Annotated in this window: 15 protein-coding genes; 6 read left to right on the top strand and 9 right to left on the bottom strand. The window is 43.0% G+C overall.

What is annotated here, in order from left to right; all coding sequences use genetic code 11:
• The first annotated feature begins 3 nt into the window (after window positions 1-3).
• The gene (locus tag M1L62_RS00590; RefSeq protein ID WP_254411057.1) at window positions 4-420 is read left to right on the top strand and encodes a hypothetical protein; all 417 of its coding nucleotides are present in this window, start codon (window positions 4-6) and stop codon (window positions 418-420) included.
• A 71-nt stretch (window positions 421-491) separates the two neighbouring features.
• On the opposite strand, the gene ccsA (M1L62_RS00585) is transcribed toward M1L62_RS00590, so the two are convergent.
• The 5 genes from ccsA (M1L62_RS00585) to M1L62_RS00565 form a co-directional block, all read right to left on the bottom strand.
• Entirely contained in the window at window positions 492-3,086 is a 2,595-nt protein-coding gene (ccsA, locus tag M1L62_RS00585) for a cytochrome c biogenesis protein CcsA (RefSeq protein ID WP_254411056.1), read from the bottom strand.
• Window positions 3,083-3,517: a cytochrome c maturation protein CcmE domain-containing protein gene (locus M1L62_RS00580; protein ID WP_254411055.1), complete on the bottom strand. Its 435-nt coding sequence runs from the start codon at window positions 3,515-3,517 to the stop codon at window positions 3,083-3,085. Before M1L62_RS00580 ends, ccsA (M1L62_RS00585) begins: the two co-directional genes overlap by 4 nt.
• Before the next feature lie 5 nt (window positions 3,518-3,522).
• Window positions 3,523-3,744 (bottom strand): CcmD family protein, encoded by a 222-nt coding sequence (locus M1L62_RS00575; protein ID WP_254411054.1) that lies wholly within the window; start codon window positions 3,742-3,744, stop codon window positions 3,523-3,525.
• Between the two features lie 35 nt (window positions 3,745-3,779).
• The gene (ccsA, locus tag M1L62_RS00570) at window positions 3,780-4,475 is read right to left on the bottom strand and encodes a cytochrome c biogenesis protein CcsA (protein WP_254411053.1); all 696 of its coding nucleotides are present in this window, start codon (window positions 4,473-4,475) and stop codon (window positions 3,780-3,782) included.
• Between the two features lie 97 nt (window positions 4,476-4,572).
• Window positions 4,573-5,235: a heme exporter protein CcmB gene (locus M1L62_RS00565; RefSeq protein ID WP_254411052.1), complete on the bottom strand. Its 663-nt coding sequence runs from the start codon at window positions 5,233-5,235 to the stop codon at window positions 4,573-4,575.
• Between the two features lie 258 nt (window positions 5,236-5,493).
• Here M1L62_RS00565 and M1L62_RS00560 point away from each other — a divergent pair, with 258 nt between their 5' ends.
• Together M1L62_RS00560 and feoB are read left to right on the top strand one after the other, a co-directional pair.
• Complete coding sequence (locus M1L62_RS00560; protein ID WP_254411051.1) at window positions 5,494-5,721, top strand: FeoA family protein; 228 nt, start codon at window positions 5,494-5,496, stop codon at window positions 5,719-5,721.
• Window positions 5,722-5,750: 29 nt separating this feature from the next.
• Complete coding sequence (gene feoB / locus M1L62_RS00555; RefSeq protein ID WP_254411050.1) at window positions 5,751-7,883, top strand: ferrous iron transport protein B; 2,133 nt, start codon at window positions 5,751-5,753, stop codon at window positions 7,881-7,883.
• 106 nt (window positions 7,884-7,989) lie between these two features.
• On the opposite strand, the gene M1L62_RS00550 is transcribed toward feoB, so the two are convergent.
• Window positions 7,990-9,471, bottom strand: coding sequence for an NAD(P)H-hydrate dehydratase (locus M1L62_RS00550; protein ID WP_254411049.1), 1,482 nt, complete (start codon window positions 9,469-9,471; stop codon window positions 7,990-7,992).
• Window positions 9,472-9,829: 358 nt separating this feature from the next.
• On the opposite strand from M1L62_RS00550, the gene rplS reads away from it, so the two are divergent.
• Together rplS and dapF are read left to right on the top strand one after the other, a co-directional pair.
• Complete coding sequence (rplS, locus tag M1L62_RS00545) at window positions 9,830-10,195, top strand: 50S ribosomal protein L19 (RefSeq protein ID WP_254411048.1); 366 nt, start codon at window positions 9,830-9,832, stop codon at window positions 10,193-10,195.
• A 186-nt stretch (window positions 10,196-10,381) separates the two neighbouring features.
• Entirely contained in the window at window positions 10,382-11,161 is a 780-nt protein-coding gene (dapF, locus tag M1L62_RS00540) for a diaminopimelate epimerase (RefSeq protein WP_254411047.1), read from the top strand.
• Between the two features lie 95 nt (window positions 11,162-11,256).
• Here dapF and M1L62_RS00535 read toward each other — a convergent pair whose 3' ends face one another.
• Window positions 11,257-11,808 carry a hypothetical protein gene (locus M1L62_RS00535; protein WP_254411046.1) on the bottom strand — a complete coding sequence of 184 codons (552 nt, stop codon included), beginning with the start codon at window positions 11,806-11,808 and terminating at the stop codon, window positions 11,257-11,259.
• 249 nt (window positions 11,809-12,057) lie between these two features.
• On the opposite strand from M1L62_RS00535, the gene htpG reads away from it, so the two are divergent.
• Window positions 12,058-13,896: a molecular chaperone HtpG gene (gene htpG / locus M1L62_RS00530; protein ID WP_254411045.1), complete on the top strand. Its 1,839-nt coding sequence runs from the start codon at window positions 12,058-12,060 to the stop codon at window positions 13,894-13,896.
• A gap of 72 nt (window positions 13,897-13,968) precedes the next feature.
• Here htpG and M1L62_RS00525 read toward each other — a convergent pair whose 3' ends face one another.
• Both M1L62_RS00525 and M1L62_RS00520 read right to left on the bottom strand, forming a co-directional pair.
• On the bottom strand, window positions 13,969-14,502 hold the full coding sequence (locus M1L62_RS00525) for a helix-hairpin-helix domain-containing protein (RefSeq protein ID WP_254411044.1): 534 nt from the start codon (window positions 14,500-14,502) through the stop codon (window positions 13,969-13,971).
• A gap of 38 nt (window positions 14,503-14,540) precedes the next feature.
• The gene (locus M1L62_RS00520) at window positions 14,541-15,059 is read right to left on the bottom strand and encodes a helix-hairpin-helix domain-containing protein (protein ID WP_254411043.1); all 519 of its coding nucleotides are present in this window, start codon (window positions 15,057-15,059) and stop codon (window positions 14,541-14,543) included.
• Window positions 15,060-15,084: the final 25 nt, after the last annotated feature.

Below are 15,084 nucleotides of genomic sequence, written 5' to 3'. Positions count from 1 at the left end.
TTTATGAAGTACGGTTATATCTTTTGTATGGCTTTGCTGGCTCATTTTTCATACGCACAGCCTTGTAAGTTATTAACGGATACTTTTCGTGAGGCGGACAAATTGAGAAAGGATAACGCAGCATTTCAGCGTTTCCGTTTTAGCAATAAGCAGCTCGATGATGTGCAATTGATGCCCGGTTTGGAAAAAGGTGTGATCGGGATAAAAAACTTGCAGAAGGTACTGGATCAGGATTTTGATTCTTACACGCAGAATCTGTTCTGGCAACTGGACGGAAAACTCGCCACTTATAGGCTTGGTGAGGTCAAAAAGGAATGCCCGGAAACCAGTTTCAAAGTGTATGAAGATGAAATCATTTACTATAAATCAAAGTACCGTGCCTTTGATCCTAAAATTGATAAAAATGTAAAGCCGAACTAGTCTTGGAGTTATAACATAAAAAAATCCGATCGAGTGAATCGACCGGATTTTTTTATGCTCAGCGTTCGTATTTAAACAGCCGCGGGTGTTCTTTTCGTTTTAGTCTTGTTCGTTTCTGCATTCTCTTTATCACGCATTTTGATAAAGTCTTTGAACCGGCGAACTGTTGCCATAATAAAACCAATCACGAGTACAAACGTTCCGATCCAGAGAATGTTGATCAATGGTTTTTCGGTCGCTTTCATGACGATAAAATCACGCTGTGTTGTATTGACGGCAAACGTAAACTTGCCGGTTGCCGGATCGATTTCCTGGAATTGAACACGGAAGCCAAGGTCCTTGTTGACCTCGGGCTTGCGCGCCACCAGGCGGTCGCGGATAACAAACGATGGGGTAATCACATACTCGTTATCTTTATCCAATACACGGATCACCGCTTTTACAGCTGCATCACCTTCACCTAGTTTAATACCTTCCACTTCTTCCGTGCGCACCACGTTATCCAGAACGGCCACGTAATCATTTACAAAAAACGTGTCACGCATGCTGATGGTAAAGTTTTCCGTAGGGCTCCAAACCGGTTCTGCCGTTGGATTGGTTACCATTGAAACATAGGTATACAAATCCTTATCCAGTTCGCGCTGAATATCCGGAGAAGATACCAGTCCCATTCTCGGGTTGATCTGCGCACGTGGGAACAGGTTAAATACACGTCCCGAAGGCTCACGATATTCGATTTCGTAATAGAAGTTTTCCGGGAAAATTTCCAGCGTGTCTCCTTTTGAGTAATACTTTTTCTCGTTAACAACGATATCTCTGAGCGCAACTGCATGGAAATCGTTTTCGATCATATCCACCCAGCTCTTTGGAATGTATTCAGGAATATGACGTGGCTCTACGCGCACATCACGCCAGGTGAGCATATAATCGCCCATTTTTTCAGGTTTATTCAACCAGAGCGTTATGTTTTCCTTATTTTCTTTGTTGTCGTTGTTGGTAAATTCCGCGCTGCGTGAGATCATCAAACCAGAGTTGTTGATCGATACTACTTTCGTGTAAGCAGACGAGAACAGGATACCAAGCAGCATCAACGCCACCCCGATATGGGTAACTGCGCCACCCGACAAATTGTAATTTCCCTTGATAATCTGGAATAGAATGGCCCCGTTGGCAACAATCGCAAAGATGGATGTGGTCAACAAAACGATATACTGAATTTCCTTAACGCCCTGGTAGGTAATGACTGCTGCACTGATAAGCAGGGCAACCAGTAATGGATTGTACAAAGCGTGCAACTTATCCTTGCCCACACGTTTCCACCAAAAATACTGTCCAATACCTGTTAATACGATAATCAGGGAGAAGAACCAAAGCTGGAATTTGTTATAGTGGCCAATCTGATCCGCCGGAAGTGCCATGTTTAAAACACCGCCAAAGAATTCAGCAACTTTGTTGTAAACCGGGATCGAGGTTGTCGCTAAAATCTGGAAACCGGAAAGACAAAGCAATGTCGCTCCAATAAATATCCAGAATTCCTGAGAATACGTTGAAACTTCTTCATCATCCGAAGGAAGTTCTTTCCAGCGATAAACCAATAACCCGATGGAAACAATTGTGAAGGTCATCAGATAGATCAGCAACTGACCCGATAATCCCAAATCGGTAAATGAGTGAACCGACGCATTTCCCAAAACCCCGCTACGCGTCATGAACGTAGAATAAAGGATCAGGATAAAGGTTGCAATCGTTAATATAAATGAAGTTTTAAGTGCCGTAGCATTTCTTCTGGCAATGATCATGGTGTGAATCGCAGCAATCAGGATCAGCCAGGGAACAATCGACGAGTTTTCAACCGGATCCCAGTTCCAGTAGCTACCAAAGTTCAGCGTCTCATAGGCCCAGTAAGCACCCATCAGAATACCAATACCAAGAATCATGGCAGAGAATAACGCCCAGGGCAACGCCGGACGAACCCAGTTCTGTATTTTTTTAGTCCATAAACCCGCGATGGCAAAGGAGAAAGGAATCAGCGTGGTAGCGAAACCCAGGAACAGCGTAGGAGGGTGAATAACCATCCAGTAGTTCTGTAAAAGCGGGTTAAGACCGTTTCCGTCTTTGGCAATGAAATTCGGATCCATTTTGTAAACCGGCAGATCCGGCATTACTTCCTTCATTAATAGGAATGGGGTAGAACCGATTTTCAGATCAAGTCCGGGAACAACAACACCCAGGATCATCGACGTTAAAAACGCCTGAACCAAAGCAAAAATGGTCATTACCGGTGCTTCCCACGAACGGTTTGAGAAGATCAGCACGCATCCGAGAATTACATTCCAGAAAATCCACAGCAGGAAACTGCCTTCCTGATCCTGCCAGAAACTGGATATGGTATATCCGGTCGGCAAAGAAAGCGATGAGTTTTTCCAGGCGTAATGGTATTCGAAATAATGATTTCCGATAATCCAGTAAAGAGAGAAAACTATACCGAAAACCGCCACCGCATGGATGGTGAAAACGGTCCGGGCATATTTTTTCCAGGATGAAATTTCATTCAGGGGAGTCCCCGAAAGCCCCGCCTTGAAATAGGCAAAAGTTGCCAGCAAGGCCGATGCAAATGCGATAATTGTCAGCAGGTGACCTGCACTTCCAATGGTAGTATGAATCATGATTTTGATGCGGTTGCCTCTGTGGTTTCCATTTTGCCGTTTTCGTATTTGGAAGGACATTTCATCAGAATTTTTTCTGCTGCGAATGTGCCGTTCTCCATTTTTCCTACAACAACAACCTGTTCAGATTTGTCAAAGTCCTGAGGTTTTGTACTTCTGTACACGACTTTCTGGACCTTGTTTTTATTGTCAACCAATGAGAATTCAAAATAATTCGGGTCGATTTCAGGATGATACTGCATATCAACAATCTGCCCCGCCGAGTTTTTTGGTAATTTACCTACAACGTGAATACTTTCGGTATCGCCGTTGTCAGCCATTTCTTTTGCTTTCCCAAAATCAACATAGGTACTGGCATCGCCCGCAGTTGAAACGATAATTCCAATCGCCACGGCAATAATTATAAGACCGAAAATCTGGATCTTTTTCATACTGATTACTTGATATTTAACTCTTTTTCTATTTTACTAACCTTGGAATCCACGCGAAACATATTGATCGCAATACCTGCAAGAACGATAGCCACCACAGCGACAACCACCCATATCTTTCCGTCAGCCCGCAGTTTGTCGGCCATTTCCACCTGATCGGCAGCCTGTGCAAAAAGCATTTGCGGCAAGGATAAAAGCGTTAGAAAAAGGAGAATTATTTTTTTCATGATGATATAATCTTAACGAAATTAAACTTTGATTGTTATTGATGCACTTTGGCAGGGTTTGTATTGGCAACTTCTTCCCGCAAAAAGCGATTGATTTTTTTTACACGTACCCGAAGCTCAATTAACCAGACACCAAGTAATGTCCAGCCGATGATTGCAGGGTAAAAAACCTTGCGCATTTCATTATTCATGTCGTAAGAGCTAAATGCCGGATTTCCGCCATTTCCCGGGTGTAGGGAATCTGTTAACCTGGGCAGAATGTAGATCAGCGGAATAAAAACGGCAAAAGCCAGAATGTTGTAAACGGACGAAATTCTTGCCTTACGCTGTTCATCTTCAAACGAACTTCTAAGCAGCATATAAGCCAGGTACATCAACATGCCAACGGCTGCACCATTCAGTTTCGGGTCATTTGGCCAGGGATCTCCCCAGGTATAGTTGGCCCAGACAGAACCTGTAAGACAACCTAAAATACCAAAAAACAGACCTCCCTTTGCAAATTCGCTAGCCTTATCATCGTGGTCCAGAGAGCCACTTCTCAGATATTTAAACGAAAAGACCATGGAAGTAAATAACATGATCGTCATGGACATCCATAAAGCGACGTGAAAATACGTATTTCGGATACTCTCGTTCAGGATGGGCTGATGTGGAACTGGCCCCATAAATCCAACGATGATCACGTAGAATAAAATGAGTATACAAAGAATTTTCCACCAGTATTTCTTCATAATATATTGATAATTAGGGTACTTTGTTTGATAAAAAGTAGATTGAGTGATAACGTTAATCCGCTAAATCTCATTCCGGTAATTGATAAATTTATGTTTAACTTCTCCACAAAAATGGAAAAAGCAGATAACTCAGTGTGATAACGATAAGATCAATCGATAAAAGTGTGGTAATTTCATCAACGCTGACACTCCAGTCGAGTCCGTCCATGGCGTTTTTGGCCAGTCGGATTGTCATCAGCAGCATCGGCAGAATGATCGGAAAACTTAATACGGCCATCAATGTTGCATTATTCTCAGCTTTCGAGGCAATGCCGGCGACCAGGGTCAAAACCGAAGCAAAGCCAATCGCGGCGAGTAAAATGCATATCAGGTATAATCCCACATCCTGAACCGGATTGCCCATTACAAAAGCATAAAAACCGAAACCAATTCCTGAAAGCAACAGCATAATCAACGAATTGTAAATGATTTTTGACACAATAATCGCCTGTGGACTGCACAGGTTGTAATAGTAAATCAACCGCCCGTATCGTTCCTGTGAAAAACTTTTTGCTATCGCATTCACCGCTGTAAAAAGAATAATAATCCAGAAAATCGTGTTCCAGACAATAGGAGTGAGCTGACCACGACGCAGGTTAAAACTGAGGTAACAAACAAATACTGTGGATACTACGTAAAGCAACATACCACTCAAAGCATATTTTTGTCGCCATTCCAGCGTCACTTCTTTCCAAATGAGGGTTTTTATCTCGTTCAATTCTATTGGCTATCGGCAGTCAGCATCAGGCTTTCGGCACCGTGATTATTTTATTCTTCTCTCTCGATTTTTGTTCAGCACACTGTTTACTGCTTCACGCTACAAAAGTACGACACAAAAGCCATGGGTAATAATAAAAATGGGATGTTTTTGCATGATTTATAGCAGTGTCTGTATAAATGATCAGCCTAACTATTTGAATTACGGGCTGAGAATGCTTAATTTGCACTTACGTATATTTAATCTAAATAAGCTAATATGTCGGTTCGTACAGTTTCGCAGCTTCAAAAAGGTGAAAAGGCGGTTATCAGATCTTTCACGGATCGGGTGATGTCTTTGAAATTATTGGAGATGGGATGCGTGCCAGGTTGTGAAGTGCGTCTGGATGCGGTTGCCCCTCTGGGTGACCCGATTTGTATAAATGTAGGTGGTTGTTATTCTTTATCTTTGCGGTTAAACGAAGCTTCAACAATTGAAATTGAATAATTCGTTTTTCGTTCTATTTTGCTTTACCATTGAAACAAGAAAATATTAAAATTGCCCTCGTAGGAAACCCGAATGCTGGAAAATCAACTTTATTTAATGCGTTAACAGGCTTACGACAAAAGACAGGTAACTTTCCGGGTGTTACCGTAGAAAAAAAATCAGGAACATTCCGTCTGGCCGGGTCTAATGGGAGTTCCGACAGGGACGTAACCGTTGTGGATCTTCCCGGAACTTACAGCGTGTATCCAAAATCGGCCGATGAAGGCGTGGTGATGGATATCCTGGCTAATCCGAAACATCCGGATTATCCGGCCGCGGTGGTGGTGGTGGTGGATGCTTCCAATCTTCAGAGAAATCTCCTTCTTTTTACCGAAATAAGTGATCTGGGTATCCCGACTATTCTGGCATTGAATATGCTTGATGTGGCTGCCAGTATGAAATTAACCGTGAATGCGGTTCAGCTGGCGATGCAGCTGAATGTTCCGGTGGTTAAAATAAACGCGAGGACAAGCGAGGGTATTCCGAATTTGCAGCAGGCGATTCGTCAGGTCGTGGAACAAACGGAAAAACCTGAGCAAAAATATTTTTATGTTCCGAAAGGAAACGAACCTGCGCTTATTGAAGAAGTGAAAGAGCTGCATAAGCTTGACAATGATTATGTGGCATTGCAATATGTATGTCAGCACGATAATTTTTCATTTCTGGCTCAGCCGGTCAGAGCGAAACTGGATTCGTTGATCGAAAAATATGAGTTTGACGAAACCGGATTCCTGGCCGACGAAACGATTGCGCGTTATAAAACGATCAAGCCCATTGTCGAGAAGTCCGTTAAGTCGGAAGGCGCGACCGAACAGCCGCTCTGGACAAGAAAACTGGACAAAATCCTGCTGCATCCGCTTTGGGGTTATGTTACATTCGCGCTGATCCTGATGGTTATTTTCCAGGCTATTTTTGCGTGGGCGTCGTATCCGATGGACTGGCTTGATGAAAATACCGCGTCGTTTATTTCATGGGTGAAGGAAGTTTTGCCAAAAGGCGTTCTCAATGACCTGATTACCGATGGTGTGCTGGCGGGTATTGGCGGTGTAATTATTTTTATCCCGCAAATCGCCATTCTTTTTGGTCTGGTGTCTGTGCTGGAAGAATCCGGTTACATGGCCAGGGTGATGGTGATTATGGATAAGGTGATGCGCCGGTTTGGGCTTAACGGCCGTAGCGTCGTTCCGTTGATTTCGGGCGTGGCCTGTGCGGTTCCTGCAATTATGACGACACGTAGCATCAGCAGCCGTCACGAAAGGCTTCTTACCATCCTGGTAACGCCGATTATGAGCTGCTCGGCACGTCTGCCTATTTATAGCATCCTCATTGCGCTGATTATTCCTTCTACCAAAGTTTTCGGCATTTTTAATATGCAGGGACTGGTTTTGTTTGGGTTATACTTTTTAGGTTTGGCTGGGGCACTGGCCTCTGCCTGGATTTTGTCGTTGTTTATCAAAAGAACAGAGCCGGGTTATTTCATGCTTGAAATGCCTACTTATAAAGTGCCGCGTTGGGGGCATGTTGGTTTTATGATGTACGATAGTGTTAAATCTTTCGTGCTCGAAGCCGGGAAAGTAATTTTGGCGATTTCGATCGTTCTATGGGTTTTATCCTCTTATGGTCCTGGCGATCATATGGAAGTAGCCGAGCAGCAGGCCGTGAGCGCTATGCCGCAGGCGCCTGAGGAAGAAGTTGCAGCAGCCGTTGCTTCGGCCCGTCTGGAAAGTTCTTATGCCGGGAATTTTGGAAGATTTATTGAGCCTGTCATCCGTCCTTTGGGTTATGACTGGAAAATCGGGATTGCTTTGCTTGCTTCCTTTGCGGCAAGGGAGGTTTTCGTTGGAACGATGGCTACGATATATAGCATCAGCGGAGATTCGGAAGATGTCTTAACCGTGAAGGAAAGACTTGTGAAGGAAAAAAATGACCACGGCGGACCGATGTATACACCTGCGGTCTGTTATTCATTGCTGATATTTTATGTTTTCGCGATGATGTGCATGAGCACCATTGCTGTTGTTTACCGCGAAACACATGGCTGGAAATGGCCGCTTATCCAACTGGGTTATCTGATGGTGCTGGCTTATGTTTCGGCATTTTCGGTGTATCAGTTAATGAGTTAGAATGAGTTGAGTCGGTTTTTTATCCGTCCGACGGCAGAAAAGCCGTCGGACGGAGCGAGCCTCCCGTCGGATGGCTTTTTTGCCATCCGACGGGTAATTAAAAATCTCACCAACCCAGATTCTCGATAATATCGGAGGCAATCATCGCCGTTTTGGTCTTCTTATCTGCGGCGCGATCTCCTGCCAGTCCATGCTGATATACACCTAAAATTGCAGCATTTTCCGGACTGTATTTTTGAGCCAGCATAGCCGTTAAAATTCCGGTTAACACATCTCCGCTGCCACCCGTGGCCATGCCTGCATTTCCTGTTGAATTGAAATGTACATCTCCATTTGCCAGAACGACGGCCGTGTAAGCTCCTTTCAGGCAAATGATAATGTTATGTTTCCTGGCAAAATTCCTCGCCAGTTCCAATCGTTCAAACTCATTGGCACTATCGCCGGCCAGACGTTGAAACTCTTTTGGATGCGGGGATAAAATTGTTTTTGGCGGCAGCTTATCAAGCAGATCTGGATGTTTGGAAAGAATGTTCAGGGCATCGGCGTCAATGACCAGCGGAACCTCCGTTTTATCAAGCAGTTCATCAAGCACTCTGACAGTCAAAGGCTCCTGGCCGATACCCGGTCCAATACCAATGGCTGAATAGGCATCGATATCAGGCAGCGTCGTGATGTTTTTGTCATGCGGGTCCACAGAAACCATCGCCTCGGGAAGTGAAATTTGCATGATCTCATATCCGCATTCCGGCAAATGAACAGTCAGTAAACCCGCTCCCGACCGCAGACAAGCTCTGGCCGACAATATGGCCGCCCCGATTTTACCATAACTTCCTGCCAGAATCAAGCCGTGACCAAAAGTGCCCTTGTGAGAAAACTTTTGTCTTTTTTTGATCAACGCTTCGGCCGTAGATTTATCTGTGAAATAATAGGGTGTCGTAGTCTGTTCGATGAATTTTGTATCCAGGCCGATATCCACAACACGCCAGTCGCCTGTGAATGCTGCATTTTGAGGCATCATAAAGGCCAGCTTGGGAAGTTGAAAAGTAACGGTATAATCGGGCGTGATAATGGCATCCGATTTTCCATTGGGTTTGTCAACATAAAGCCCGCTGGCAATGTCAACCGAAACAACCGTTGCGGGCGACTCATTGATAGTCTCAATCACTTCTTCAAGCAAACCGGTAACCGGGCGTGATAACCCCGATCCCAGCAAGGCATCAATAATGATCTGCTCCGCATTGAATGCAGGCATGGTGTGAGATTCATAGATACTTTGTACCTGTAAATGATTTTCAATCCGTTTCAGGTTTTGCGCAAAGTCCTCAGAAGTTTTGTCTGTATATTCAATGACAAAAACGCGAAGATGATAACCTTTGCTGCTTAAAATTCTGGCGATTGCCAGTCCGTCACCGCCATTATTTCCTTTGCCGCAAAAAACAGAAATGGAGTGACTGATATCAAAGCAGTTTGTAAACCACTTTACAAAAGCATGTGAAGCTCTTTCCATCAGATCAAATGACGAGATGGGTTCATTTTTTATCGTATGCGCATCCAGTGTCCGGATCTGCTCTGCATTCAGTATTTTCATAATCTTACGATTTCTGATATGGTATTCTGGAAATTATAAGTCCCGGAGGAACACTTCTCGTTGGCAATATAGCTATCGGCAGTCACCTATCGGCTATCAGCGATTGGCAGTTATCCAAAATATTGTTTCTTAAAGGAGCCTGATAGTCGAAAGCCGACCGCCGATCGCTATAAGTCTTACCATTCCACGGCAAAATAGTTACTTTTTTGCTACATAAAATTAAGCTAACTCTTTCAGATATTAATAATTAATCTTAGCTTTGCACTCGTTTTCGCAATAGCTGTTTTGAATGAAGGGGCGTCACCTCATCCGCTGGAAATTAGCTGCAATTATTTTAATCAATATATAAAGCATCGTCATGAGCGAACTTATTAAACTCGTAGAAGCTACGATTGAAAATCGTACATCCGAGTATCCTGTATTTAAATCAGGCGACACGATCAACGTACACGTAAAGATCAGAGAAGGTAACAAAGAGCGTATTCAGCAGTTTCAGGGAACGGTAATGCAACGCCGTAACCTAAGCTCAAGCGGTGAAACTTTCACGGTACGTAAAATATCTAACGGAATTGCCGTAGAACGTGTTTTCCCAATTCTTTCACCAAGTATCGCGAAAATCGAATTGATTCGTCGTGGTAAGGTGCGTCGTGCGCGTTTGTTCTTCTTACGCGGTCGTCAGGGTAAAGCCGCTCGTATTAAGGAGCTAAAAGTAGCGAAGGCATAAGATATTTTCTTCGGACGAAATTAAAAACCCTGCAAGAGAATCTTTTCTTTGCAGGGTTTTGTTGTTTGGGAGCAGTTGGTTATTAGCTGTTGGCGATTGGCTTTCTGCACCAAAAAAACCAAATTATAGAATAACTTTCAAAATGCGATGTAGCTAAGAGCTATTGGCTAATCGCTAACAGCCAATATGGAACTTCCTTTTTTTAAATATCAGGGTACAGGAAATGATTTTGTGATGATCGATAATCGCACAGGATTTTTTCCTTCTTCACAGGAATTGATCGAGAAACTTTGTCACCGTCGTTTTGGGATTGGTTCGGACGGGCTTATTCTTTTGGAAAATGCCGAAGGATATGATTTCAGAATGGTTTATTTCAATGCAGATGGCCGTGAAGGCAGTATGTGTGGTAATGGGGGCCGTTGCGCCGTTCGTTTTGCGCATGATCTGGGTCTGTTTGAAAAAACAACTTCATTCATTGCAGTGGACGGTCCGCATGAAGGGCTCGCTACCGAGGATATCATTCGTTTGAAAATGGCGCCGGTCAACGGCGTGGAAAGACATTCGGAATATGATTTTATGAATACCGGTTCTCCGCATTACGTCACTTATGTAGATGATATCAATGAAGCGGAAGTTGTGGAAGTAGGTAAAGATGTTCGCTACGGTCCGTTGTTTGGTCCGGTAGGAGGAACCAACGTTAACTTTGTTCAGCTTTTAGGCGAAAACCATATCAGCGTAAGAACCTACGAACGTGGGGTAGAGGATGAAACTTACTCTTGCGGGACCGGCGTAACAGCCTGTGTTTTGTCGGCGCATTTGCGTGAAGGCTGGAATGGCCCTGTGAAAGTGGAGACGCTTGGCGGGACTTTACAGGTGGATTACTTCGGAAAAGAAGACGATAAATTCGACGATATTTATTTAATAGGACCTGCGGTACGGGTTTTTGAAGGCAGCGTGACGATATAAAAGTTCATAAGTAGATATAAAACAAAAATCCCGGCTACAATTGTAGCCGGGATTTTTGTTTGTCCGATATTTCCTGAATCAGGAAATAACCAGTGTTATTGTCCAACCTTACGGCCTTTCAATGTTTCGCGTTGGTTGTTAACCTGTTTTAACAAATCCTTGTTAACAAACAGGCGCGCACCATTTCCAGCCTGCAAGTCAAAAGTGCGTTCCTTGTAGCCGAATTTGTTATTTGGTAAAACATCCAGGAAGTAGTTCTGCCCGCTCAAATTGAACCGCATACCTTTTTTGTCCTGCTGGGTATCGTCCCATGAAACATTGATCGTTCCGTTGGCTGAGCCCAAGGAAACTCCCGGTGTAAATGGACGTACATTGATCGTCTGAATACTTTTTCCGTTGCTGATGCTGATTTGTCCTTCCGGATTCACCTTGATATCGTTCGGATCAGATACTTCGCGGCGGATCGTAATGGCTTTGTCATTGAAGAACTGAACCTTGCTCAACGGAATCCCGGCATTTTCAAGGTCGCGGCGCAGATCCTCGGTGAAAACGGTATAATTGGTAAAAGGTATGGAGTTCGTGGTGGTACAAGCTGATACGCCAACGATAAGTGCCAGTCCGGCAAATAGTTTTTTAATTAGATTCATGGGTTGTAATTCGTGTTTCACTATTAACTAATTCTCAAAATCCTTACGATTATGCTTTCATGTAGAGAACGCAATATTACTAAAAAGCCTTGCAGTAACCAACTTAGAATATACATCTCTATTAATCGGAAGGTTGCTGACAATCTGTCAGACTTGTTTGCTGATAATTCCTATTGGAACGCAAATTTTTATGCGGTATTGCAAACGAGAAAATAATTCTAAAATATAAATTCAATAAACATAAAAATTATGGAATCAGTGATTCAGGAAAAAGGAAATCTTAGCATTCATACCGAAAACATATTTCCGATTATTAAAAAATTCCTTTATTCGGACCACGAAATATTTTTACGAGAATTAGTTTCAAACGCCGTTGATGCCAGTCAGAAAATAAAAAAACTGGCTTCTTACGGAGAATTTAACGGTGAATTGGGAGACCTGAAAGTGGTTGTTAAATTGGATAAAGACGCCAAAACAATCACCATCAGTGATAATGGTATCGGTATGACTGCCGATGAAATTAAAAAATACATCAATCAGATCGCTTTTTCAGGCGCGACAGAATTTGTCGAAAAATACAAAGACAAAGGCGAGGACGGAAAAGGTGACAAAGGAATAATCGGACATTTTGGTCTTGGTTTTTATTCTGCCTACATGGTGGCAGATAATGTAGAAATCATCACAAAGTCTTACAAAGAAGGATCCGAAGCGGTTCGCTGGATATGTGACGGATCGACAGAATATGAACTAACATCGGCGGAAAAGTCGGAACGTGGTTCGGATATTATTTTGCACGTTGCTGCTGATTCAGAGGAATTTTTGGATGAGCACCGTTTGAGAGGAATTCTTGAAAAATATGGTAAATTCCTTCCAATCGAAATTGAATTTGAAGAGAAGATCATCAACAATCCAAGCCCGATCTGGACAAAAAATCCTTCGGACCTGACGGACGAAGATTATATCGCTTTTTATAAAGAACTATATCCTTTCAGCGAAGATCCGTTGTTCTGGATTCATTTGAACGTAGATTATCCTTTCAACCTGACAGGTGTTTTGTACTTCCCGAAACTGAAAAATGATTTCCAGGGACAGCGCGAAAAAATCCAGCTTTACAGCCGCCAGGTGTTCATTACGGACGAAGTAAAAGATATCGTTCCTGACTTCCTTCAATTGCTGCACGGGGTGATCGATTCTCCGGATATCCCATTGAACGTTTCAAGAAGTTATCTTCAGGCCGATGGAAACGTGAAAAAAATCAACGGATATATCACGCGTAAGGTAGCTGACAAACTTTCGGAGATCTTCAAAAATGATCGTGAAGGATTTGAAAAGAAATTTGACGATATCGGACTTTTCGTCAAATACGGTATCATCAGCGATGAGAAATTCTATGACAAAGCGAAAGATTTCTGTCTGTTGAAAAACGTTGATGGCAAGTACTTCACTTTTGAAGAATATCGTGAGGCGGTTAAGGAAAACCAGACGGACAAAAACGATACACAGGTTTGGTTGTATACCACCGATGAGAAAAAGCAGGATGCCTTTATTGAATCTGCAAAGAAACGTAGCTATGACGTGCTTTCGCTGACAAGCGTTATCGATTCTCACTTTATTAATACTTTGGAACAGAAGGTTGAAAAAGTGCAGGTTAAACGTGTTGATGCCGATACACTGGACAAACTGATTGAAAAGGATATTACTTTGGAGAGCATCATCTCAAAAGATGAAGAAGAAAAAGCTCAGAAATTGTTTGAAGAAGTGGTAAGCAGCAAGGCGGGTACAGTCAAAATTGAAGCAATGCCTGTTGATGAATTGCCGGTGGTGATCACATTCCCTGAGTTTATGCGTCGTATGACGGATATGCAGGCGTCATCAGGACAGCGTTCCATGTTTGGAGATATGCCTTTGATGTACACCATTTCGGTGAATGCCAATCACCCTGTATTGGGTCGCATCCTTCAGACAGAAAGCGAAGATGAACAAAAAACATTGGCAAAACAGGTTTATGACCTTGCGCTATTGTCTCAGGGACTGCTGACGGGTAAGGATCTTACGCAGTTTATTCAGCGTACCGTAGTGAGTCTTTAATTGCACTTAGGTTCTTAAAACAAAAAATCCGCTCTCGTAATGGGAGCGGATTTTTTGTTTTACCTGAAAATGTTACTTTCTTCCGGCGATCAGTTTGTCCTTCAAAATTTGAAGTTCTTCCCATTTACCTTCTTTCGCCAGTCTTGCCTGCTCAGGCCAGGTCGTCGGATCATGCATCTGAAATCTCGGGCCTGCATTTTTAAGAATATGTGAAATTCTGATGTGCGACGTATTGGACAATTGCTCGAAAGTATAAATCCCTTCTTTATTGATTAATTCTTCGATTTTGGGCCCTATGCCCTCAACTTGCTGCAAATCGTCGAACTGTGTCGGATCGATTTTTTTCGCTTCCGGTTCAATAATCGGGTAAACAGTTTTGGAAGCCTTACCTACCAGCTGTTCTGTTGATTTATATTCGACCTTTTGAGAGCGACATTCGGCAAGTTCCAGCTTTCTTTCTTCTATGGATTCACGGAGTACTCGTATACGTCCGTTGGCAATAAGTCTGGCAATCAGCCAGCCTATGAAAGCCGCCGCGATCAGCAAAATCAGTATTTCAGATATCGCTACCGGCTTGTTGAATGGATTGAGTTCTAAGAAAATCATAATGTGTTTAGTTATCTTAAATAAAAAGATGAATCAAATTATTCTGCCCGACCGCCATTCAGTTCGTCCTGCCACGCTTTCAGCTGCTCCCAGTTTTCATTGGCCGCCAATTCTGCCTGACGAGGCCAGGTAGCAGGATCATGAATTTGATAACGTGAATCCGAATTCAGCAGAATTGCTGCAATTTGTTCCGGTGTTTTCTGGCTTAACTGGCGGAATGAATGGATACCTGCATCTTTAAGCACACTTTCTATTTTAGGACCTATTCCTTCGATGATTTTCAAATCACTTTCCTGAACTTTTTCTGGTATCACAGGCAAAGCGGCCACGGTGTTATGGACTGAACTTGCCTGATTGTTTGATTTTTTCAGGACAATTTTCTGATCCTGGCAATATTTCAGATCACTGTCGAGTCTGGATAATTCGTTTTCGAGATCTGTAATGGTGCCCTTACCTGAAATATAACCAATAATATATCCCAGAATTGCGGCAACGGCCAGCATCAATATATGCTGCCATAATGCATCGGGGTTTGCAAGAGGATTTAATTCAAACATGTTATAATGTGTTTATTATGGATAA

Source organism: Dyadobacter diqingensis, from assembly GCF_024220585.1.
GTDB classification, from domain to species: domain Bacteria; phylum Bacteroidota; class Bacteroidia; order Cytophagales; family Spirosomataceae; genus Dyadobacter; species Dyadobacter diqingensis.
Note: the sequence above shows the minus strand (reverse complement) of the source record. Positions and strands in the feature narration are given on the sequence as shown.